Genomic DNA, 20,764 nt, shown 5'->3' with positions numbered 1-20,764 from the left:
TGCTGACAGATGAACATCGCTCGTGCCTCGATCGATCGGCCGCTTTACACATGGCTGATCATACTCATAGCCCTCTTTGGTGGCATTTGGGGTTTTCTGTCGCTGGGCCGGTTGGAAGACCCGGCCTTCACGATCAAAAACGCTGTTATAGCCACGCAATACCCCGGTGCCACAGCGGAACAGGTGGCGCTGGAGGTCTCGGAACCGCTTGAATCCGCCATTCAGCAAATGGGTGAAGTGGACGTTATCACCTCGGTCAACCAACCCGGGCAATCGCTGATCGAGGTTGAGATCAAGTCAACATATGACGGCTCCGAACTACCAGACATCTGGACCCGCTTGCGGGCCAAGGTGCGCGACGCCGCCCGAAGTTTGCCGTCTGGCGTTGGCCAGCCTTTTGTAAATGACGGATTTGGCGATGTTTTTGGCCTTTTCTATGCCGTCACTGCAGAGGGCTTCTCGGACGCCGAAAAGCATGATCTGGCCACGTTCCTGCGGCGAGAATTGTTGGCCGTGGAAGGTGTGGCGGATGTTGAAGTACAGGGCCTGCCCAACGAAGCGATTTTTGTGGAACCTGATCTGGCGATCTCGGTAAACCAGAACGTCCCGCTTCAAGCGATCAACGAGGCCATTGCCAATGCGGATTCAGTAAATTCTTCGGGTTCCCTGCGTTCGGAAAACGGTCGGACACCTATTTTGACGGCTGAAGGGTCCGACAGCGTGTCGGCCATCGCCGGTTTGTCGGTTGGCTCACAGGGGCAGGTGATCAACCTCTTTGATATGTCCGACGTGTATCGTGCCCGCCAAAACGATCCCGATATCATGATCCGCTATAACGGGACCGAAGCCTTTACCCTTGGCATCGCCGGGCTTTCAACGGAAAACATCGTCGAAGTTGGCAAGCGGGTCGATGCCAAATTCGCCGACCTGAACACCAATATCCCCTTCGGTGTCGATATCCTGCCGATCTACCAGCAACACGTTGTGGTCGAGCAGGCCTCGAACGATTTCCTTGTGAACCTTGCCATGTCGGTGGCCATCGTGGTTGCCGTGCTGGGTATCTTCATGGGGTGGCGTGCGGCCATTGTTGTGGGCTCAACCCTGTTACTGACCGTGGTGGGTACGCTCTTGTTCATGTCGCTTTTCTCGATCGAGATGGAGCGCATTTCGCTTGGGGCCTTGATAATCGCCATGGGGATGCTGGTGGACAACGCCATCGTGGTGGCCGAAGGGATGCAAATCGCGATGTTGCGCGGTAAATCCTCGCGCGATGCTGCCGAAGATGTTGCATCGAAAACCCAGATCCCGCTGCTGGGGGCCACCGTAATCGGTATCATGGCCTTTGCAGGGATCGGCCTCAGCCCGGATGCAACGGGTGAATTTCTGTTCTCGCTGTTTGCGGTGATCGGCATTTCGCTGCTGCTTAGCTGGATACTGGCTATCACCGTGACACCTTTGCTTGGGCACTACTTCTTCAAGCAAGGCAAAGAAGGTGAAATTGATGCTTACGGAGGCATTCTGTTCCGCGTCTACGGCGCGATCCTACGATTTGCGCTGCGCTTCCGCTGGCTGGTTGTCGCAGGTCTCATTGGAGTAACGGTGGTGTGTTACGCCGGGTTTGGGCTGATGAAACAGCAGTTCTTTCCCAACTCGAACACGCCTTTGTTCTTTGTCCATTACAAGCTGCCTCAGGGCACACCGATTGCGCGTACGGCAAAGGATATGGCGGTGTTCGAAGAATGGTTGGCTGAACGCGAAGACGTGGTTTCCGTCACAACTTTCGTTGGGCAGGGAGCCACACGTTTCATGCTGACCTATTCGGCGGAAAAACCGAACCCGAGCTATGGACATATGATCATTCGCACCGAAAGCCTGGATGACATCCCGGCCTTGCAAGCGGATCTGGAAGCGTTTGGGTCTGTTCAGTTCCCCGAAGGTGAGTTCGGCACAAAGCGTCTGGTCTTTGGCCCCGGTGGTGGAGACCCGATTCAGGCCCGGTTCTCGGGCAGTGACCCGGTTGTTTTGCGTCAGCTTGCCGACGAGGCGGTTCAGCGTATGGCAGCGGCGTCGCCCAACGCGCTGCTTGTCCATCACGACTGGCGTGAACAAGAGTTGGCGGTTCAGCCGATCTATGCCACGGAACGGGCGCAGACCGCAGGTGTAACGCGCGAAGATATCGCCGCCACGCTGCAATTCTCGACCGACGGCATCACGGGTGGTGTGTTGCGTGAACGAGACCGTTTGATCCCGATCATCCTGCGCCGACCGGCGGATGGGGATTATTCAATCGTCGATCAGGTGGTGTATTCGGATCAGTCCGAGAAGTTTGTGCCCATCGAACAGATGGTCGACGGCTTCGAGTACAAATCGCTCAATACACTGGTGCATCGTCGTGACCGGGTTCTGACCATCACAGTCGGCGCGGACATCCCACCCGACCTGACGGCCGCGCAGGTCCATGCCGAAATCCGCGACGCCATCGAGGCCATCGAGCTGCCCACCGGATACAAGATGGAATGGGGCGGGGAGTTTGAAAACTCACGCGATGCGCAGGAAAGCCTGGGCAAGCAATTGCCGCTGAGCCTGCTGATCATGGTGCTGATCTCGGTCCTGCTGTTCAACGCAATCCGCCAGCCGATCATCATCTGGCTGCTGGTGCCGATGTCGGTGAACGGCGTGGTGATTGGCCTGTTGGGAACCGGCTTGCCCTTTACGTTTACCGCACTTCTTGGTCTGCTCAGCCTGTCGGGCATGCTGATCAAGAACGGCATTGTTTTGGTGGAAGAGATTGACCTTGTCCGCGCCACGGGCAAACCCCTACGCGAGTCTATTGTTGAGGCGTCGGTATCCCGTTTGCGCCCCGTGATGCTGGCGGCGGTCACAACCATTCTGGGCATGGCGCCGCTGCTGACGGATGCGTTCTTTGTGTCGATGGCGGTGACGATCATGGGCGGTTTGGCCTTTGCCACCGTCCTGACCATGGTCGCCGCGCCGGTGTTCTACCTGCTTTTCTTTAAGCGGGAAGAGGCAAAATCGAAAACCGTCGTGGCCTAAATCTGCATAATCTGTCCATGCCCAAAGCCGCACGTTGGTTTTGGGCAAGGCCGCCTGAACCACGCGGGATTGCAACTTGAAACCGGTAGGCGACCAGCCCCGCAGATTGTCTGGGACCTGCGCATTCGGGGTAAACATGCGCTGGAAAGCGACTTTTTCGCGCGGTTGTGTTATAGTTCCCTTTTATAAGTTTATTCACATACTTTGGGGGAAGTTTTGGTATGAGCCCTTTAATCGTTTTAGCGTCCAACATCCTGCCCGAAATCCTGAAATCTGTGCTGAGTGCGAAGCACAGGCAGTCAGTTGATACCGTGTCAGACGCAGTAATCAGTGCAGTCAAGGAAACCACAAAGAAAGAAGACCCGGAAGAAGTTGCGGACATTCTGGCCAAGGATCCGCAAATTGCTGCAGACCTGCGGATGAAGCTGGCCGAGATCGCGGCAAAAGAAGAAGCTGAGCAACGCGCTTTCGAGCTTGCGCAACTGGAGAAGAACCAGACTCATGCGCTGAGCGTTATGCAAGCCAAGCTTGATGCAAACAAAGAAGATCAGCAGCAGCAATTTAACGTGTTCAAAGAGGAAATCGCAGATGCGCAGGACGCGCGCGGGCGGTTCGCCCAACTTGCAGAAACCGGAAGCAAGCTGGCCTGGGCGCAACCCATAATTTCCATCGTCATAATTCTGGGCTTCTTTGTCGTGCTTGGACTTTTGCTGATGGGAAAGAACCTGCCAGCGTTCAGTAGCGGGCCCGATAACCCATTCGGGGAACGCCTGTTTCAGATAATCAACATTGTGATCGGCGCGCTCACCGCTGCTTTTGCCACGGTTGTCAGTTTCTGGCTGGGGTCGTCGCAAGGGTCCAAGCAGAAGGACATCAACAACTTCAAGGCCCAGGCTCAGCAGTTCGAAGCAGAAGAACAGCGCACCCGGATGCTGGTCAATACGGTCAAGTCAAATCAGCCCGCGGCAGTTCCAACCGTGATTGCGCCGCAGGAAGAGAAGAAGTTTGCCAATGAAAACAATTTTCCCCGCTGCGTGGATATCATCCTCAGCAAAGAAGGCGGCTATGTCGATGATCCGGACGACCCCGGCGGCGCCACGAACATGGGCATTACCTTCGATACTTTGAAATCCTGGCGGAAGGCACCGATTACCAAGAAAGACGTAAAGGATCTCAGCGTCGAAGAAGCCAAACAAATATACCGGGCAAACTACTGGAACGCACTCAGTTGCGACGATCTTCCGGCGGGCGTTGATCTGGTTGCGTTCGACTTTGGCGTGAATGCGGGAACAAGCCGATCCGGCAAACTCTTGCAGCGAATCGTCGGTGTGGCACAGGATGGCCAAGTTGGCCCAATAACGCTTGCCGCAGTCAAGGCCGTGGATCCCGCCCATATCATTCGACGCTTTAGCGAACTGCGGCTGAACTACTATCAGAGCCTGCCCCATTTCCCGAAATTCGGCAAAGGCTGGACCAACCGCACAAACTCGATCGAAGCTGACGCGCTGAAGTTTTTGAACGTGTGAGGGCTGGGTGCGCAGGGCAGTTTCAGCCCTGCAGCGACTTTACCTCTACATCCCCTTCGGCCTGCGCCTTGATCGCAAGCGCAGCGGCGTTCGCTCCGGCGGCGGTGGTGAAATAAGGGATCTTGTCATATAGCGCGATGGACCGGATGGCCTTGCTGTCTTCGACCGCCTGCGCGCCTTCGGTGGTGTTCATCACCAACTGCACCTGACCGTCTTTCAGCATGTCCACAACGTCCGGGCGGCCTTCGTAGACCTTGTTCACAACGTCACAGGCAACGCCTTGCTCGTCCAGCCAGCTTTGGGTGCCACGCGTGGCCACCAGGGTAAAGCCCTGATCCACCAGAACCTGCGCCGCTTCCTGCATGGCGTAGCCCTTGTCGGCATCCTTGATTGAAATGAACGCACGGCCCGACGACGGCAGCACCATCCCCGCGCCCATCTGCGCCTTCAGGAAAGCGCGCGGGAAGTCGCGGTCCCAGCCCATGACTTCACCGGTCGAACGCATTTCCGGACCCAAAATGGTGTCTACGCCAGGGAAGCGAGCGAAGGGCATCACAGCCTCTTTCACCGAGAACCACGGCATATCCGGGTCGGCCAGCGTCATCTGGTCGGCGATCTTGGTGTCCTGACCTTCCTTGTAGGCAGGGCGCATCGGGAAGTTGGCCAGTTTCTCACCTGCCATGACGCGCGCTGCGATCGAGGCAATCGCGCTGTCGGTCGCCTTGGCGACAAATGGCACGGTGCGTGAAGCGCGCGGGTTCACTTCGATCAGATAGATCTCATCGTCTTTGATCGCGAACTGCACATTCATCAGACCAACAACGTTCAACGCTTTGGCCAGCTTGAACGCCTGATCCTTGATCTGGTCGATAATCTCTTTGGACAGCGAATAGGGCGGCAGTGAACAGGCGGAGTCACCCGAGTGAACGCCTGCCTCTTCGATGTGCTGCATGATGCCGGCGACGTGGACGTCAGTACCGTCGCACAGCGCGTCGACATCCAGCTCCACCGCGCCAGCCAGATAACTGTCGAGCAGAACGGGGCTGTCACCCGAAACCACTACGGCCTCGTTGATGTACCGTTTCAGCTGATCCATATCGCGGACGATTTCCATCGCGCGGCCACCCAAGACGTAAGAGGGGCGAATGACCAGTGGGAAGCCGATTTCTTCAGCGATATCGAGCGCTTGTTCGTCAGTCGCCGCGATGCCGTTCTTGGGCTGCTTCAGGCCCAGTTCGTTGACCAGCGCCTGGAACCGTTCGCGGTCTTCGGCCAGGTCGATGGCGTCCGGGGTGGTGCCAAGAATCGGAATACCTTCAGCCTCAAGCGCGTTCGCCAGTTTTAGCGGGGTTTGACCACCGAACTGAACGATCACACCGTGCAGCGTGCCGTTTTCCTGCTCTTTGGTCAGGATTTCCATGACGTGCTCAAACGTCAGAGGCTCGAAATACAGACGGTCCGAGGTGTCATAGTCGGTCGAGACCGTCTCGGGGTTGCAGTTGACCATGATGGTTTCATAGCCCGCCTCGGTCAGCGCGAAACAGGCGTGACAACAGCAATAATCGAACTCGATACCCTGACCGATACGGTTCGGGCCGCCGCCGAGAATGACGACCTTTTTACGGTCGCTCGGGCGAGCTTCGCATTCGACCTCGCCCATCATCGGGGCCTCATAGGTCGAGTACATGTAAGGCGTCTGAGCTTCGAATTCGGCGGCGCAGGTGTCGATGCGTTTGAACACGGCGTTGACGCCCAGATTGCGGCGGGCGCGGCGGACGTTGTCTTCGTCACGGCCGGTCAGATTGCCCAAACGGGCATCGGTGAAGCCCAGCATTTTCAGCTTGCGGATACCGTCTTCGGTGACGGGCAGGCCGTCCCTGCGAACCTGACGCTCGGCGTCAATGATCTCGCGGATGCGGGCCAAGAACCAGGGGTCGAACTTGGTCACACCGAAAATCTCGTCGTCAGTCAGACCATGACGCATCGCTTGTGCAATGGTGCGCAGACGGTCTGGCGTTTGCTGGCTGATCGCCTTGATCACAGCGGCTTTGTCGTCGGCTTCCTCCCACACGCCCACGTTCAGGCCGGGGATTTCGATCTCGTCAAAGCCTGTCAGGCCTGATTCCATCGAAGCCAGCGCCTTTTGCATCGATTCGTGGATGGTGCGACCGATGGACATCGCTTCGCCGACCGATTTCATCGCGGTGGTCAGATAGGGCTCGGACCCCGGGAACTTCTCGAACGCGAATTTCGGGATCTTGGTAACGACATAGTCGATTGTCGGCTCGAACGACGCTGGCGTAACCTTGGTGATGTCATTGTCCAGCTCGTCCAGAGTATATCCGACGGCCAGCTTCGCGGCGATCTTGGCAATCGGGAAACCGGTTGCCTTGGACGCCAGCGCCGAAGAGCGTGACACGCGCGGGTTCATCTCGATTACGACCATGCGGCCGTCATCAGGGTTGATCGCCCATTGCACGTTCGACCCGCCGGTCTCGACCCCAATCTCGCGCAGAACGGCGATCGAGCCGTTGCGCATGATCTGGTATTCCTTGTCGGTCAGCGTCAGGGCAGGGGCCACGGTGATCGAGTCACCGGTATGCACACCCATCGGATCGACGTTTTCGATGGAGCAAACGATGATGGCGTTGTCAGCGGTGTCGCGCACCACCTCCATCTCATACTCTTTCCAGCCCAGTAGGCTTTCATCGACAAGAATTTGGTTCACCGGCGAGGCGTCCATGCCCGAACGGCAGAAATGGATGTAATCCTCGCGGTTATAGGCCACACCGCCACCTGTGCCGCCCAAGGTAAAGGCAGGGCGGATGATCGCGGGCAAGCCGATCTCTTCCAGCTCGTCCAGCGCCATTTGCACACCTGCCTCCAGATCGGCAGAACCGTCTTCTTTCTTAGGTGCGGTCACGATCGTCGCTTTGGGGTTCTCAAGACCCAGCCGGTCCATTGCCTCGCGGAACAGTTTGCGGTCTTCGGCCATTTCGATGGCGTCACGCTTGGCGCCGATCATCTCGACACCAAACTTGTCCAGCACACCCATCTCTTCCAGTGCGAGCGATGTGTTCAGGCCGGTCTGACCACCCATGGTGGGCAGCAGAGCATCAGGGCGTTCCTTTTCGATGATCTTAGCGACAACTTCGGGGGTGATCGGTTCGATATAGGTGGCATCTGCCAGACCGGGATCGGTCATGATCGTCGCAGGGTTCGAATTCACCAGAATGACCCGGTAGCCTTCCTCGCGCAGGGCTTTACACGCCTGAGCGCCGGAGTAGTCGAATTCGCAGGCCTGGCCGATAACAATGGGGCCCGCCCCGATGATCATGATCGACTGGATGTCGGTTCTTCTCGGCATTGGCCTTGTTCCTTCGATTGTCCGCGAGTCAGGGCACCGCCCCAGTGCCCAAATTGTCCTGCGTTATAGGGACCGCGCAAAAAGGTTCAAGGGGTATCGGAAACAGGGGCGAAATTGCCGCTTTCCCCTCTTTCACTTGGCGGAGTATCCTCTATACGGCCCCTTACGGCAATTGAGGATGCAAGTGCGTATTCGTTTCGATCAGGGACCGGCCGGGCGTGGCACCCGGTTTCAGCGCCCGTCTCAGATCATCCGCGCGGATGTGGCGGAAGAGGTGCCCCAGGCTCTGGCGGCGCTGGATGAGGCGCGCGTGAACGGTGCCTGGGTGGCGGGCTATGCGAGCTATGAGCTTGGTTACGCGTTGGAACCCCGGCTGCTGAACCTGTTGCCCAAGGACCGCCGTCTGCCTTTGCTGTGCTTTGGGGTGTACGACGCGCCGGATCGCGCAGCGTTGCCAATGTCCAGCGGCGAGGTCAGCGACTTTCAACCGCGCTGGGATGAGGCGCGCTATACTCAGGCATTCCGCGCCGTGCACGATGCTATCGGCGCAGGCGATATCTATCAGGCCAACCTGACCTTTCCCATTGACCTGACGGTTTCAGGCGAAAGTGAATCGCTTTATGCGGCGCTGGTCGCCGGGCAACCGGTGGGGCAAGGCGCGCTGGTGCAGCAGGACGGGTTGCCGGATCTGCTCAGCCGGTCGCCCGAACTGTTCTTCCGCACGGACGAAGGTGGCAAGATTGAAACCCGTCCGATGAAGGGCACACAGCCGCGCAGCGATGACCTGGAAGAAGACGCACTGCGTCGGGCCTTTCTGACCTCGGATGAAAAGAACCGTGCCGAGAATCTGATGATCGTTGATCTGCTGCGCAACGATATCAGCCGCGTGGCGCTTCCCGGATCGGTGCATGTGCCCGAGCTGTTCAAGGTCGAGACCTACGCCACTGTGCACCAGATGGTCTCTCTGGTGCGTGCTCAGTTGCACAAATACGTGGGGCTGGGTGAGATTCTGACAGCGTTGTTCCCGTGCGGATCGATTACAGGCGCCCCCAAGATACGCGCGATGGAAATTCTGGCCGAGCTGGAACCCTGGCCGCGAGACATCTATTGTGGCACCATTGGATGGGCCGCGCCGGATGGCCGGTCCGAGTTCAACGTGGCCATCCGCACCCTGATGCTTGAGGATGATCGCGCCACGCTGAATGTGGGTGGTGGCCTCGTTTGGGACAGTACTGCCCCTTCAGAATACGAGGAGGCGCTATGGAAAGCCCGCTTTGCCCGGCAAATGAGCCTGATTTCCGCCTGATCGAAACCCTGGCCTTCCGGCCAGACGAGGGATTCGTGCGGCAGGGCCGCCATCTGGCTCGTATGGCCCGCACGGCACGGGTCTTTGGGTTTCCTTTTGACTTGGAAGAAGCCGTAGCCGCGCTGACCGCCGCAAAAGGCGAAACCGCGCTGCGCTGCCGATTGACGCTGGACTCTGCTGGTGCGTTTGACTTGACCATTGGTGCCTTGGCTGAGAATCCACCGGTTTGGCGCGTGGCCGTATCCGAGAACCGTTTGGCGTCCAACGACCTTTGGTTGCGGCACAAGACCACCCACCGTGCGCTTTACGACTCGGCACGGGCGGCTCTGCCGGCAGGTATAGATGAGTTGCTGTTCCTGAACGAACTAGGCGAGCTGTGCGAGGGGACGATCACGAACCTGTTTGCCAAGATGCCCGATGGTCGGTTCCAGACACCTACGCTGTCCTGCGGGCTGTTGCCGGGCATTTTGCGCGAAGAACTGCTGGATAAAGAAACAGTGACCGAGGCCGTGCTGACCTTGACCGACCTGAAAAACGCGCAAACTGTTTATGTAGGCAATTCATTGCGCGGGCTGATCCGGGTGGAGCTGATAGACACGTGACTAAAGACAGCACGATGATCGGACCGCCGGTTGCGCTGCCGCGGCTGAGGCTGGAATTTGGCCTTTTCTATATCGGACTGCCACTGTTGATTGCCGTACTCTTTCCGCCTAACTGGATGTTTCCGGCGCTGTTCGCGCTGACCGGGCTGGGCATCGTTTTGCTGCATCAGACACCTGGCTTTCACTGGGCCGAACTGCGTTATGAATGGGCCAATTGGTCTTTGCGCGAGGTGTTGCTGTTCACCGTAGTAGTGACGGTTTTCTGCGTAGGGCTAATCCAGATGACGCGCCCGGACGCCGCGTTTTTCTTGGCAATCCATCGGCCTGATATGCTGGCCTTCATCTGGGTTGGCTATCCGCTTTTGTCGGCTTTGCCGCAAGAGCTGTTGTTCCGCCCTCTGTTCTTTCGCCGGTACCACGCGATCCTGCCAAAGGGGCGCGCGGCCTATCTGCTGAATGCGGCGATATTCTCGTTCGCGCATCTTATGTATTGGAGCTGGATTGTTGCCTTCATGACCTTAGCGGGCGGGCTTCTGTTTACATGGGCTTACCGGCAGCGCGGCTCATTCTTCTACGCAGTTCTGCTGCACGCGATTGCGGGCAATATCATCTTTGCGGTTGGGCTGGGTGTCTATTTCTACTCGGGCAACGTGCAAAGGCCGTTTTGACGAGGCGACCCGCCTTGACTTTCCGGGCCTGACAGGGTGTATCGGCGCGACGAATTCTGCGCCCGAAGGGATATGATCCATGCACGCCTATCGCAGCCACACCTGCGCCGCTCTGACCGCCGCAAATGTCGGTGAAACTGTCCGCCTGTCCGGATGGGTGCATCGGGTTCGAGATCACGGCGGCGTGCTGTTCATCGACCTGCGCGACCATTTCGGGGTAACTCAGGTTCTGTGCGACGGCGACAGCGCGGCCTTTGCCGAGCTGGAGAAGGTCCGGTCCGAGTGGTGTATTCGCATTGATGGCACCGTCAAGGCGCGCGATGTCGAATTGGTGAACCCGAAACTGCCGACCGGTGAGATCGAGGTTTACGTGCGAGAGCTAGAGGTTCTGGGTGCGGCCGACGAACTGCCGCTGATGGTGTTTGGCGATCAGGAATACCCCGAGGAAACGCGCCTGCGCTATCGCTATCTGGACCTGCGCCGCGAAGCGATGCAGCAGAACATGACTCTGCGGTCGGACGTTGTTGCATCCATGCGTAAACGCATGTGGGATCAAGACTTCCGCGAATATCAGACGCCGATCATCACGGCCTCTTCTCCCGAAGGCGCGCGTGACTTTCTGGTACCGTCGCGTCTGCATCCCGGCAAATTCTACGCTTTGCCGCAAGCGCCTCAGCAGTTCAAGCAGCTGATCATGGTGTCTGGCTTCGACAAGTATTTCCAGATCGCACCCTGCTTCCGTGACGAAGACCCGCGCGCAGACCGCTCACCCACCGATTTCTACCAGCTTGACCTTGAGATGTCCTTTGTCGAGCAGCAGGATGTGTTCGACACGATCCAGCCCGTTCTGACCGGCGTGTTTGAAGAGTTCGGAGGCGGCCGCAAAGTCGATCAGGAGTGGCCGCAGATTTCCTACAAGGACGCAGCGCTGTGGTACGGCACCGACAAGCCCGACCTGCGGAACCCCATTAAAATGCAAGTGGTCTCTGACCACTTCCGCGGGTCTGGCTTTGCGATTTTCGCAAAGCTGTTGGAGCAGGACGGCACCGAAATCCGCGCCATCCCGGCGCCCACTGGTGGTAGCCGCAAGTTCTGTGACCGCATGAACGCCTTTGCCCAGAAAGAGGGTCTGCCGGGGATGGGGTATATCTTCTGGCGTGATCAGGGCGAAGGCATGGAAGCCGCTGGTCCCCTGGCCAAGAACATCGGCCCCGAGCGTACAGAAGCGATCCGTCAGCAACTGGGTTTAGGCGTGGGCGATGCCGCGTTCTTCTTGGGCGGCAAGCCGAAAGCTTTCGAAAAGGTTGCTGGCAAGGCCCGCGACGTGATCGGTGAAGAACTGAACCTGACCGAGAAAGACCGCTTTGCTTTTGCCTGGATCGTGGATTTCCCGATCTACGAGCAGGACGAAGAAACCGGCGCGATCGATTTTGAACATAACCCGTTCTCGATGCCGCAGGGTGGCATGGATGCGCTGAATGGTGATCCTCTGGACGTGCGCGGATACCAGTACGATCTGGCCTGTAACGGGTACGAGCTGGTGTCCGGCGCGATCCGGAACCACAAGCCTGAAATCATGCTGAAAGCCTTTGAACTGGCGGGGTACGGCGAGGATGAGGTCAAATCCCGCTTCGGCGCTCTGTTCAACGCTTTCCACTACGGCGCACCGCCGCACGGTGGCTGTGCTGCGGGCATTGACCGGATTGTCATGCTGTTGGCGGACGAAGCCAATATCCGCGAAGTCATGATGTTCCCGATGAACCAGCGTGCCGAAGATCTGATGATGGATGCGCCCTCTGATCCTACTTCGGATCAGTTGATGGAGCTTGGTCTACGCATTATCCCTCAGGACTAAGAAAAATCGCCCGCATCAAGCGGGCGGTTTTCGTTTGGCGATTGGAAACGTTCCGTCTGTTAGTCCAGTGGGTTTTCCAGATGATCTCGGTTGACCCGAATACTGCGGGCAGCATGACGTGTCCGAAGATATGCCCAAAGGCACACGAGCGTTGCGGTTATGAAGTAGGCCGTCACCATTTTCAGATCGCCTCTCGCTGTTCCAGGCGAGACTGAACCATCCCAGCGACTTGCGCCGCCTGCACGGTAAAGGGCGCGCCGTTTGCGCGGGACCAAGCAAGTTTACGCGCAGCTTCTGCCAGAGGGTTATCCCCGGCTTCCCGTGCGACGCCCTGCAGGAATTGGGCGGCATAATCCAGAGTGTGATGGTCGTTGGGTCCTGTCAGAACATCGGCGATATGGGCCATGTCGTCCTGATAGGCCATTGGATCAGGTTCGATAACCTCATCCCGGATCGCATGTAAGCCGCTTGGTCGCCGGTCTTCGGGTAGGCGTTCCAGAATGGATTTCTGAAAATAAGTCATTGATTTGATCGGCTTGGACAAAAACCCGTCTGCTCCGGCGGCCAGAGCGCTACTTTCGTAGGTATCGTTGCCTGACAGGCCCATAATGACACCGATACGGGGTGTTGCTTCGGCCAGCTCAGAAATTAGGTCGGCCCCGCACCCATCTGGAAGGCCCATATCGATAAGTATGACCGAGGGGCGATAGATCTGAAGGTGTCGTCGGGCCGATTTCAAACAATCCGCGCGGCGAATGCGTGCACCGCTGTGCAGGCACATCAGGCGGATCGCGTCGCAAGCGTAGCGGCTGTCTTCAACAACCAAAATGGTCTGACCCAGCAAAGGCCGCGTTGCGGTGGGCGTGACGGTGGTGGTGGCAAGTAGGCCCGAATCGTCCATGGCAGCTCTCCTATCCAGCAGATGCTTCACGCTAGGAACTTCTGGCTAACACGACGTTAACGCGCGATTTGGCGCACTTGTCCTTTCACGAAACAGCCCCCATAACCCATGAAAAGCAGGACACAGGAGTGAGACATGATTGGACGCCTGAACCACGTCGCCATCGCCGTACCGGATCTTGAGGCGGCGTCCGAGCAATACCGCAATGCACTGGGCGCCAAGGTCGGCGCACCGCAAGATGAGCCGGATCACGGTGTCACGGTTGTGTTTATCGAATTGCCCAATACCAAGATCGAGCTGCTTTACCCGCTGGGTGATGACAGCCCGATAAACGGGTTTCTGGAAAAGAACCCTGCCGGCGGCATCCATCATGTGTGTTACGAGGTCGAAGACATTATCGCAGCGCGCGACCACCTGAAAGAAACAGGTGCCCGTGTTCTGGGATCAGGCGAGCCCAAGATCGGTGCGCATGGCAAGCCCGTGCTGTTCCTGCATCCCAAGGATTTCAACGGCTGCCTCGTCGAGCTGGAGCAGGTGTAACACCCCAAACCCCGGAGGGTTTGAAATGACCATTACTGCCGCACTTGTACTTTTCGCAGTCATCTGGTTTCTGACGCTGCTGATCGTTCTGCCCGTTCGCATAAAAACACAAGGCGATCTGGGTGATATTGTCCCTGGCACCCATGCTGGCGCGCCGGAAGTGCACCACATGAAGAAAAAGATGTGGATCACAACCGGCATTTCCGTGGTTTTGTGGGCCATCATTGCGGGTATTATTTTATCGGGATTGATCTCGGTCCGGGATTTCGACTGGTTGAACCAGCTAGAGCCCCGCTGACCCAATGTCAGGCCCTTGGGCCTGACACCGCGTGATAAATGTGGGTGAACGTGGCTGCACCTATAATTGGAATCACCAGATTGACCAGCGGTACGGACAGTGGAATTGCCATCAACGTGCCTGCCACCCAGATGGTTGTTGCATGTTTGGCACGTAGCTTGCGCGCTCCGTCGCGCCCGACCCTGCGAATAGCGGCCAGCGTGAAATACTCTCGACCCAGCAGGAACCCGTTCATCGCCCAGAAGATAAAGGGCGCGAGCGGTGTGAAAATTGCATAGAGGATCAGCGCCAGCAGGTTGGCGACAATGAGCACGCCAAGAAAGCTGAGACCGTCAAGTACCGCCTCCGACACCGGAATACGCCGTGCGGGCTGCAGGGATGGAAAATGCTTGTCCTCGACCGCCTGTGCCACCTCATCCAGAAAAATCGAGGTGATCGCCGAGGCCACAGGTACCATCAGGAAAACCGGCAGAATCAGGACCAATACGATGCCGGAATAATTCAAAACGTCGTTCAGCCAGGGCACAGCGCCGATGAAGGGCAGGGAAATTTCATTTCCGGACAACCAGTTGATCAACCAGATCGCCCCAGCGCAGGCGGCAATCAGGAGCAGGATCGTCAAACCAACGCCGCGCAGCAGAACACCCCGGAACTTCGGATCGCCGATCTGTCCGAGTGCGTTGAAAAAGGCATTCAGGATGATCATTCGGTGATCCATTCCGTCAAAGCAGCCACGTCGGGTCGGGGACGTTCGGGCGGTACCGATCCTTCGGTCGCGATATGAATCAGCCCGGCCACACGTTCATTCTCGGCAAGTCCAAAGGCTTCACCGCAGAAGTCGCGGTCATGCGTTTGCCAGCCAGACAGCCAGTTTGCGCCCCAACCTGCCGCCAGCGCAGCATTCAGCAGGGCCAGACAGACTGCGCCAGCCGAATAGGTTTGCTCAATAGCGGGGATTTTTTCGGACGGTTTTTGCACTTCAATCACGGCCACCGCCAAGTGCCCCATGTCAAACTGGCTGCGCGCCTTGGCGATGTCTTTGGTGCTTTTGCCCAGCTTTTGACCACACGCCTCGGTCATTGCCGACAGGCGTGACATGGCACCTTTTTCCAAAACGACAAAGCGCCAGGGCTCAAGTTTGCCATGATCGGGGCTGCGCGCGGCGGCGGTCAGCAGAGGCAGCAGTTCGTCCCGTGTAGGGGCCGGTGCAATCAGTGTTTTGGCGGGCCGGGACCTGCGCGCCTGCAAAAACTCCAGAGCGGCGGGGTTCTTCAGGGACATATGTTAACCTTCTTTACATCACGACGTTGTATGTTGGTCGGCAACTCGCCTGTTTCAAGGGTGCGCCGATGCGTTGCGTGGATCATTTTCATTCTGGTGCCCGTCATGCAAGACTTTGAAGAAAAAGGGATGACAATGGCGAAATCCAACCTGCGTGACTTGCCTGATCTCAAGTCGCTCGCACAGGCCGGGGCAACATTGAACGTGAAGGTGACGCCCAAGGCAGCACGGGATCGGGTGATCTGCGAAGATGATCAGATCAGGGTATTCGTGACCGCTGCGCCCGAGCACGGCAAAGCCAACCAGGCGGTTCTTCAGTTGCTTGCCAGGTGTCTTGGTGTTGCACCTTCAACGTTAACGCTGAAACAGGGGCAGACCGCGCGGAACAAGGTGTTTGTTTATGACCCCTGAGGCCCGGTTTCGCGAATCTGATAAACGCCTTCGGGAAGGTCTAGAGCGGCGGCCAGATCACGAACCTGTTCCGGTGACAGAGTGATCTTTTGAACCTGTTCGGTGCGTGGATCCAGCTGCTCCAGCGTGACACATTCAGCGAAATTGTTGATCACGACATCTTCCTGCAAAGGTTTCTCACCTTCGTCCACAAGCGTAATGACCGTCGAGTCGAATTCATGCTCAATCGAAAACATGTGACCACAGTGCAAGCCACCGGGATGCAATGCAAGCCGTTCCTTCCGCTGTGGGCTGTGGCATCGGCTGAAGGGGCATACTATGTTGAAATGACGGCTCGAATGGCCCAAAGGAAACACCATGCGCAGATGCTTTGTTTTACTGTTGTCCCTGCTGCTTGCGGCCTGTGCGCAGGATACACTGCGTGTGCAAACATCAGAAGATTGGCTGAGGGACGAGCCTGGTTCCCGTGCCGAGGTTCAGACCTTTCAGCAGGTCAGTCAGGCCATCGGCGCCGAGGCGCGTAATCAATGCCTAAAGCAACCCGGACGAAAGAATTGCGAGTTGCGGATATTTGTCGATCTTAACCCGCGCGCGCAGGCCAACGCGTTCCAAACACTCGATGAGAATGGGCAGCCGGTAATCATCTTCACTCAGTCTATGATCCGATCCGCGCAAAACGCCGATGAACTTGCCTTTGTTATGGGCCACGAAGCGGCCCATCACGTGCTGGGGCATATCGCCCGGCAAAGCGAAAACGCCAGCGCCAGCGCCGCGGAGTTTGGCAGGCGCGAGCAATTGCGCGGCGGCGATGCAGCGGCCATAGAAGCGGCGCAAAAGCAGGGGGCCAAGGTCGGCATTCAGGCTTACGTGAAGGATTTCGAGCTAGAGGCAGACCAGTTGGGTACGATCATAACGTATAATGCTGGGTATAATCCTCTGATTGGGGCAAAGTTCTTTGAACGAATTCCAGATCCCGGCGACACGTTCCTAGGAACCCACCCGCCAAATGCACAGCGCGTTCAGATTGTGATCGAAACCGCGGCAAAGTTGGGCCTGACACAATGACCGATCTTGTGCGTTTAGGGATGATTCTGACAGACCGAGGCTCGAAATATGCGGTTTCAGGGGCGCCCGTGGCGTCTCGGGCTGAAATCGATGCCGTGCTGGATGACCTTAAGTCGGACAAAAGCTATGCCAAGGCGACCCATAACACCTGGGCGGCAACTCTGCCGACCGGTGCGCTCAAGGCAGATGATGGGGAAAGCGGGGCTGGAATGGTGATCCTGCGTATGATCGAACGGGCAGGCCTGCAGAACCACGTGATCATCGTCACGCGGTGGTATGGCGGCAAGAAGCTGGGCGGGGATCGATTTCGCCGGGTTCAGGATGCCACCCGGGCCTATCTGGATCACATCGGCGTCCAATCTTGACCTGTGTCAATGTTTCAAGGTGCAATTCCACTACCCTTTTTGGCAAAGCGCGAAAGGGAAAGGAAAACACCATGCCCACTCGAAACACCTTGAGGCTGCACGCCGGTTTGGTGGACGATATGGCCAGAATGCTGGACATCGACCTTGAAGAAGCGGCCATTGGCGGTTCGGTTTCCGTGGATCAGATTTCCGAAGCAGTCCTAAGATGCACCGACTGCCCAAACCCGCAACACTGCCGGTCTCTGTTGAGCCAGGCCACAACCGCGCGGCGGGCGCCCGAATACTGCCGAAACCAGGAATTGCTCCATAAACTCATGCCTTAACCCGGAGGTCATGCCATGCCACGTCTGGGCAACATCATGACTCATTTGCGGCTTGTGCTGCGGATGGGGCAAGCCACCGGCACAGACCTGGTCGGGGCTTATCGCAAGGGCCATCTGAACCACGAAGAATGGGCTGAGATCGTACAACAATGCCGTGGCTGTGCTTGGGCGCATGATTGCCCAGAGTGGCTGGAGCAGCGGGACCAAGTCGATCAAGCGCCTAGTACCTGCCCTAACCGGGACCGATTCGCTGCACTGAAAGCGCAGCAATTGGAGGACGCATGATGGCACAGGTTCCCTTGGGTGAGATTGAAAAGCACTTTTGGTTGACGCGATCTGTCTCGCGATGCATGGGCATTTCACTGACCGAGGCAATGGCGGACGGTCGCCTGACGCCAGAAGGTTATTCGGAACTTGTCACACGGTGCCGGGCTTCAAATTGCGAGGGCCAATGTGCATTGTGGCTGGCCGAGCAGCAGATGCTGGCCGACAGCGCCCCGGATTTTTGTGCAAATGCCAACACCTTGAATGGTTTGAAAACCTGATCACAGCTCACTGTGGCTGCCGTCGCACAAAGGTCGTTTCGCGCTGTGTTTGCAGCCGCAAAAGAAGACCTTTTTACTGGTATCCGCCGTATATTTCACGGGTTCAAACGCACTGCCCTTGTGGGATCCATCACAAAACGGTTGTCGAGAAGACTTTCCACATGAGCACCAAAAATAGGTCTTCCCTTCGACAACCTCGACCGGAATCGGCGATTTCTGGGCAATGTTTGGGGCGTCTGACATGTGGCTTCTCCGTCTTTGGCTGATGTTGTGACACACTTTAGAGCAGTGCAGTCAAAAAGGTAGGTTCGACCCAGTAAATTGCTTTTCCTAAAGGCAAAACTGGCATGGAATCGCCCTGACTCACAAAGTCGTGATCGATTCAGTTGCCAGATCGAGGTTCTACCCGTATTCTGAATACGGCCCCGAAAAGTTGGGCAATATCAGAAAAGTAATAGAGGATTGACGGACATGAAACTGAAACTCGCTGCCGTTGGCGCATTTGCTCTGATCCTGACTGCCTGCGCGCAGCAGGAAGAACCGACACCTGTATACGTCCAGCCCAGCTATGACAAAGCCGGCACCCCCAGCTGCCCAGGTGGGTATGAGCTGGCGACAACCGAAGCAGGCCAGACTGTCTGTAACCCGGTTACTCAATAAGCTATTCGCAGGCGGTCCAAGACCGGACCGCCTGCACCATTTTGCATTTGCCGCCGCCTTTCATGGCGGCTTTTTCTTGCCTGTATCTACCGATACGCCGGTTGGCGCACGTTTCGCGGTGGGTCAGTACTTCTTGAAACGGTAGGGGTATTTGAATCGATGCGGTTTAAATTTGTGCCGCTTGATCGACGTGTAGGGAATATGCCCGAACACGCGCCGCTTTGGTGTGTAGTTGCCAAGGGTTGGTCGTGATCTTTTGCGATGAACCTTGGGGCGTACCTTGGCTTTTGGGGCCAGGTAATACCACTTGATCTTGATTTGACCGTGTTTGTGCAAGCTTGGTTGCTTGCCGCCTGCCGCGATGAAGCTCGTTGATCCGACATAAATGGCCTGCGCATAACCGGGCGTCGCCAAAAACTGCGTAGCCAACAGAAAAACCACGCTGTTTAAGCTAAGTCTAAAGGCAGAAGACATGAAAACCTCCGAATTTGGCTTTCCGTCTAAGATCGGGCGTGGCGGCGTATTAGGCCAATAAACTCACTTCACGCTTTGCCCATGTGGCGTGTGACTACTGAGGTTTCAGGGGTTACACAGGTTTCCCCCACAAATCGTATTCCCCGGCTTCGTCCACTTCGACTGTGACAATGTCCCCTGGTTTGAGGTCTTCGAAACCTTCGTCAATGAACAAGTTTCCGTCGATCTCTGGTGCGTCTGCTTTAGTGCGGCAGGTGGCGGCTTCGTCATCGACCTCATCCACGATGACCTGCAAGGTCTGGCCGACTTTTGCCGCCAGTTTGGCTGCGGAAATCGCTTGGGCCTTTTCCATGAAGCGATCCCAGCGCTCTTGCTTGATTTCTGCCGGGACGTGATCGGGCAGGTCGTTCGACCGCGCGCCCTCCACATTTTCATACTGAAAACAACCGACGCGATCCAGTTGCGCTTCGTCCATCCAGTCCAGCAGAGTCTGGAATTCAGCCTCGGTCTCACCTGGATAACCGACAATAAAGGTCGACCGCAGGGTGATGTCCGGGCAGATGTCGCGCCAAGCCCGGATTTCGTCCAGCGTTCTGGCCGCGGCAGCTGGGCGGGCCATACGTTTCAAAACGTCCGGGTGAGCGTGCTGGAAGGGAATATCCAGATAGGGCAGCACATTGCAGCCCGCGTCCGCCATCAGTGGGATCAACTCGCGCACATGCGGGTAGGGGTAAACATAATGCAGGCGCACCCACGCCTCCAACTGTCCCAACTCCCGCGCCAGATCGGTGATATGGCTGCGCACTTCGCGGTCTTTCCACGGGTTCACATCATATTTCCGGTCCAGCCCATAGGCCGATGTGTCCTGCGAGATCACCAGCAGCTCGCGCACACCGTTATCGACCAGCTTCTCCGCCTCGCGCAGAACCGCATGGGCCGGGCGGCTGGCCAGTTTCCCACGCATATCTGGGATGATGCAGAACTTGCATTTATGATTACAGCCTTCCGAGATCTTCAGATAGCTGTAGTGGCGCGGGGTCAATTGCACGCTGCTGGTTGGAAGTAGATCGACAAAAGGATCGGGCGCGGGTGGTACCGCAACATGCACCGCATCCAATACTTGTTCGTATTGATGCGGTCCGGTGACGGCCATGATGCGGGGATGATGTTCCCGGATGTATTCCGGTTCTGCCCCCAGGCATCCTGTGACGATGACTTTACCGTTTTCAACCAGGGCCTCTCCGATCGCGTCCAGCGATTCTGCCTTGGCGCTGTCCAGAAATCCGCAGGTGTTCACAATGACGGCATCAGCCCCGGCATAATCGGGTGAAATGCCGTATCCTTCGGCGCGAAGCCGGGTCAGGATGCGTTCGCTGTCCACCAACGCCTTGGGGCAACCCAGCGACACCATGCCGATGGTCGGCTGGTCGGAACGGGGTGTCTCGGTGATCCGGGCGGCTGGCGCCAGGTCGGGGCGGAGGTTTGGCGGGTTCGTTGTCATGGCGCGGCATATAGTGGGGAAC

At 57.3% G+C, this 20,764-nt stretch carries 23 protein-coding genes; 15 read left to right on the top strand and 8 right to left on the bottom strand.

What is annotated here, in order from left to right:
• Positions 1–9 precede the first annotated feature (9 nt).
• Together I9187_RS11050 and I9187_RS11045 are read left to right on the top strand one after the other, a co-directional pair.
• The gene (locus I9187_RS11050) at positions 10–3,054 is read left to right on the top strand and encodes an efflux RND transporter permease subunit (RefSeq protein WP_171727424.1); all 3,045 of its coding nucleotides are present in this window, start codon (positions 10–12) and stop codon (positions 3,052–3,054) included.
• Between the two features lie 221 nt (positions 3,055–3,275).
• On the top strand, positions 3,276–4,580 hold the full coding sequence (locus I9187_RS11045; protein ID WP_171176109.1) for a glycoside hydrolase family 108 protein: 1,305 nt from the start codon (positions 3,276–3,278) through the stop codon (positions 4,578–4,580).
• Positions 4,581–4,602: 22 nt separating this feature from the next.
• On the opposite strand, the gene carB is transcribed toward I9187_RS11045, so the two are convergent.
• Positions 4,603–7,947, bottom strand: coding sequence for a carbamoyl-phosphate synthase large subunit (carB, locus tag I9187_RS11040; RefSeq protein WP_171176108.1), 3,345 nt, complete (start codon positions 7,945–7,947; stop codon positions 4,603–4,605).
• A gap of 178 nt (positions 7,948–8,125) precedes the next feature.
• On the opposite strand from carB, the gene I9187_RS11035 reads away from it, so the two are divergent.
• From I9187_RS11035 to aspS, 4 genes are all read left to right on the top strand, one after another.
• Positions 8,126–9,253, top strand: a complete 1,128-nt coding sequence (locus I9187_RS11035; protein WP_171727423.1) for an aminodeoxychorismate synthase component I — start codon at positions 8,126–8,128, stop codon at positions 9,251–9,253.
• The gene (locus I9187_RS11030; RefSeq protein WP_171176097.1) at positions 9,208–9,855 is read left to right on the top strand and encodes an aminotransferase class IV family protein; all 648 of its coding nucleotides are present in this window, start codon (positions 9,208–9,210) and stop codon (positions 9,853–9,855) included. The genes I9187_RS11035 and I9187_RS11030 overlap by 46 nt, the downstream gene beginning before the upstream one ends.
• Positions 9,852–10,523, top strand: coding sequence for a CPBP family intramembrane glutamic endopeptidase (locus I9187_RS11025; RefSeq protein ID WP_348540087.1), 672 nt, complete (start codon positions 9,852–9,854; stop codon positions 10,521–10,523). The genes I9187_RS11030 and I9187_RS11025 overlap by 4 nt, the downstream gene beginning before the upstream one ends.
• Positions 10,524–10,602: 79 nt before the next feature.
• Positions 10,603–12,378 carry an aspartate--tRNA ligase gene (gene aspS, locus I9187_RS11020; protein ID WP_171621307.1) on the top strand — a complete coding sequence of 592 codons (1,776 nt, stop codon included), beginning with the start codon at positions 10,603–10,605 and terminating at the stop codon, positions 12,376–12,378.
• 181 nt (positions 12,379–12,559) lie between these two features.
• On the opposite strand, the gene I9187_RS11015 is transcribed toward aspS, so the two are convergent.
• Positions 12,560–13,279 carry a response regulator gene (locus I9187_RS11015; RefSeq protein WP_171176093.1) on the bottom strand — a complete coding sequence of 240 codons (720 nt, stop codon included), beginning with the start codon at positions 13,277–13,279 and terminating at the stop codon, positions 12,560–12,562.
• A gap of 135 nt (positions 13,280–13,414) precedes the next feature.
• Here I9187_RS11015 and mce point away from each other — a divergent pair, with 135 nt between their 5' ends.
• Positions 13,415–13,819: a methylmalonyl-CoA epimerase gene (gene mce / locus I9187_RS11010; protein WP_109313240.1), complete on the top strand. Its 405-nt coding sequence runs from the start codon at positions 13,415–13,417 to the stop codon at positions 13,817–13,819.
• A gap of 25 nt (positions 13,820–13,844) precedes the next feature.
• Complete coding sequence (locus I9187_RS11005; RefSeq protein ID WP_171091626.1) at positions 13,845–14,117, top strand: DUF1467 family protein; 273 nt, start codon at positions 13,845–13,847, stop codon at positions 14,115–14,117.
• A 7-nt stretch (positions 14,118–14,124) separates the two neighbouring features.
• Here the strand turns inward: I9187_RS11005 and I9187_RS11000 are convergent, their stop codons facing one another.
• Positions 14,125–14,823: an EI24 domain-containing protein gene (locus I9187_RS11000; protein ID WP_171176090.1), complete on the bottom strand. Its 699-nt coding sequence runs from the start codon at positions 14,821–14,823 to the stop codon at positions 14,125–14,127.
• Complete coding sequence (locus I9187_RS10995) at positions 14,820–15,398, bottom strand: nitroreductase family protein (protein WP_171727422.1); 579 nt, start codon at positions 15,396–15,398, stop codon at positions 14,820–14,822. The genes I9187_RS11000 and I9187_RS10995 overlap by 4 nt, the downstream gene beginning before the upstream one ends.
• Before the next feature lie 135 nt (positions 15,399–15,533).
• Between I9187_RS10995 and I9187_RS10990 the strand changes: the two genes are divergently transcribed.
• Complete coding sequence (locus I9187_RS10990; RefSeq protein ID WP_171176279.1) at positions 15,534–15,809, top strand: DUF167 domain-containing protein; 276 nt, start codon at positions 15,534–15,536, stop codon at positions 15,807–15,809.
• Here the strand turns inward: I9187_RS10990 and I9187_RS10985 are convergent.
• Positions 15,797–16,045, bottom strand: coding sequence for a hypothetical protein (locus I9187_RS10985; RefSeq protein WP_050604775.1), 249 nt, complete (start codon positions 16,043–16,045; stop codon positions 15,797–15,799). The genes I9187_RS10990 and I9187_RS10985 overlap by 13 nt on opposite strands.
• A gap of 121 nt (positions 16,046–16,166) precedes the next feature.
• On the opposite strand from I9187_RS10985, the gene I9187_RS10980 reads away from it, so the two are divergent.
• From I9187_RS10980 to I9187_RS10960, 5 genes are all read left to right on the top strand, one after another.
• Positions 16,167–16,874, top strand: a complete 708-nt coding sequence (locus tag I9187_RS10980; protein WP_171621303.1) for a M48 family metallopeptidase — start codon at positions 16,167–16,169, stop codon at positions 16,872–16,874.
• Complete coding sequence (locus I9187_RS10975; protein ID WP_171176084.1) at positions 16,871–17,239, top strand: YigZ family protein; 369 nt, start codon at positions 16,871–16,873, stop codon at positions 17,237–17,239. Before I9187_RS10980 ends, I9187_RS10975 begins: the two co-directional genes overlap by 4 nt.
• A 71-nt stretch (positions 17,240–17,310) precedes the next feature.
• Positions 17,311–17,562, top strand: coding sequence for a DUF6455 family protein (locus I9187_RS10970; protein WP_171176082.1), 252 nt, complete (start codon positions 17,311–17,313; stop codon positions 17,560–17,562).
• Positions 17,563–17,577: 15 nt separating this feature from the next.
• Complete coding sequence (locus I9187_RS10965; protein ID WP_171176080.1) at positions 17,578–17,847, top strand: DUF6455 family protein; 270 nt, start codon at positions 17,578–17,580, stop codon at positions 17,845–17,847.
• The gene (locus tag I9187_RS10960; RefSeq protein WP_245223192.1) at positions 17,844–18,107 is read left to right on the top strand and encodes a DUF6455 family protein; all 264 of its coding nucleotides are present in this window, start codon (positions 17,844–17,846) and stop codon (positions 18,105–18,107) included. The genes I9187_RS10965 and I9187_RS10960 overlap by 4 nt, the downstream gene beginning before the upstream one ends.
• Here the strand turns inward: I9187_RS10960 and I9187_RS10955 are convergent, their stop codons facing one another.
• Positions 18,108–18,350: a CDGSH iron-sulfur domain-containing protein gene (locus I9187_RS10955; RefSeq protein WP_171176076.1), complete on the bottom strand. Its 243-nt coding sequence runs from the start codon at positions 18,348–18,350 to the stop codon at positions 18,108–18,110.
• A 228-nt stretch (positions 18,351–18,578) separates the two neighbouring features.
• Here I9187_RS10955 and I9187_RS10950 point away from each other — a divergent pair, with 228 nt between their 5' ends.
• Positions 18,579–18,767: a hypothetical protein gene (locus tag I9187_RS10950; protein WP_170346096.1), complete on the top strand. Its 189-nt coding sequence runs from the start codon at positions 18,579–18,581 to the stop codon at positions 18,765–18,767.
• A gap of 123 nt (positions 18,768–18,890) precedes the next feature.
• On the opposite strand, the gene I9187_RS10945 is transcribed toward I9187_RS10950, so the two are convergent.
• Positions 18,891–19,241, bottom strand: a complete 351-nt coding sequence (locus tag I9187_RS10945) for a hypothetical protein (RefSeq protein ID WP_209509512.1) — start codon at positions 19,239–19,241, stop codon at positions 18,891–18,893.
• 112 nt (positions 19,242–19,353) lie between these two features.
• On the bottom strand, positions 19,354–20,742 hold the full coding sequence (rimO, locus tag I9187_RS10940) for a 30S ribosomal protein S12 methylthiotransferase RimO (protein ID WP_171621301.1): 1,389 nt from the start codon (positions 20,740–20,742) through the stop codon (positions 19,354–19,356).
• Positions 20,743–20,764: the final 22 nt, after the last annotated feature.

This window comes from Ruegeria sp. HKCCE4148, assembly GCF_017872495.1.
Classification (GTDB): Bacteria; Pseudomonadota; Alphaproteobacteria; order Rhodobacterales; family Rhodobacteraceae; genus Ruegeria.
This window is presented reverse-complemented; position numbering and strand designations above follow the sequence as displayed.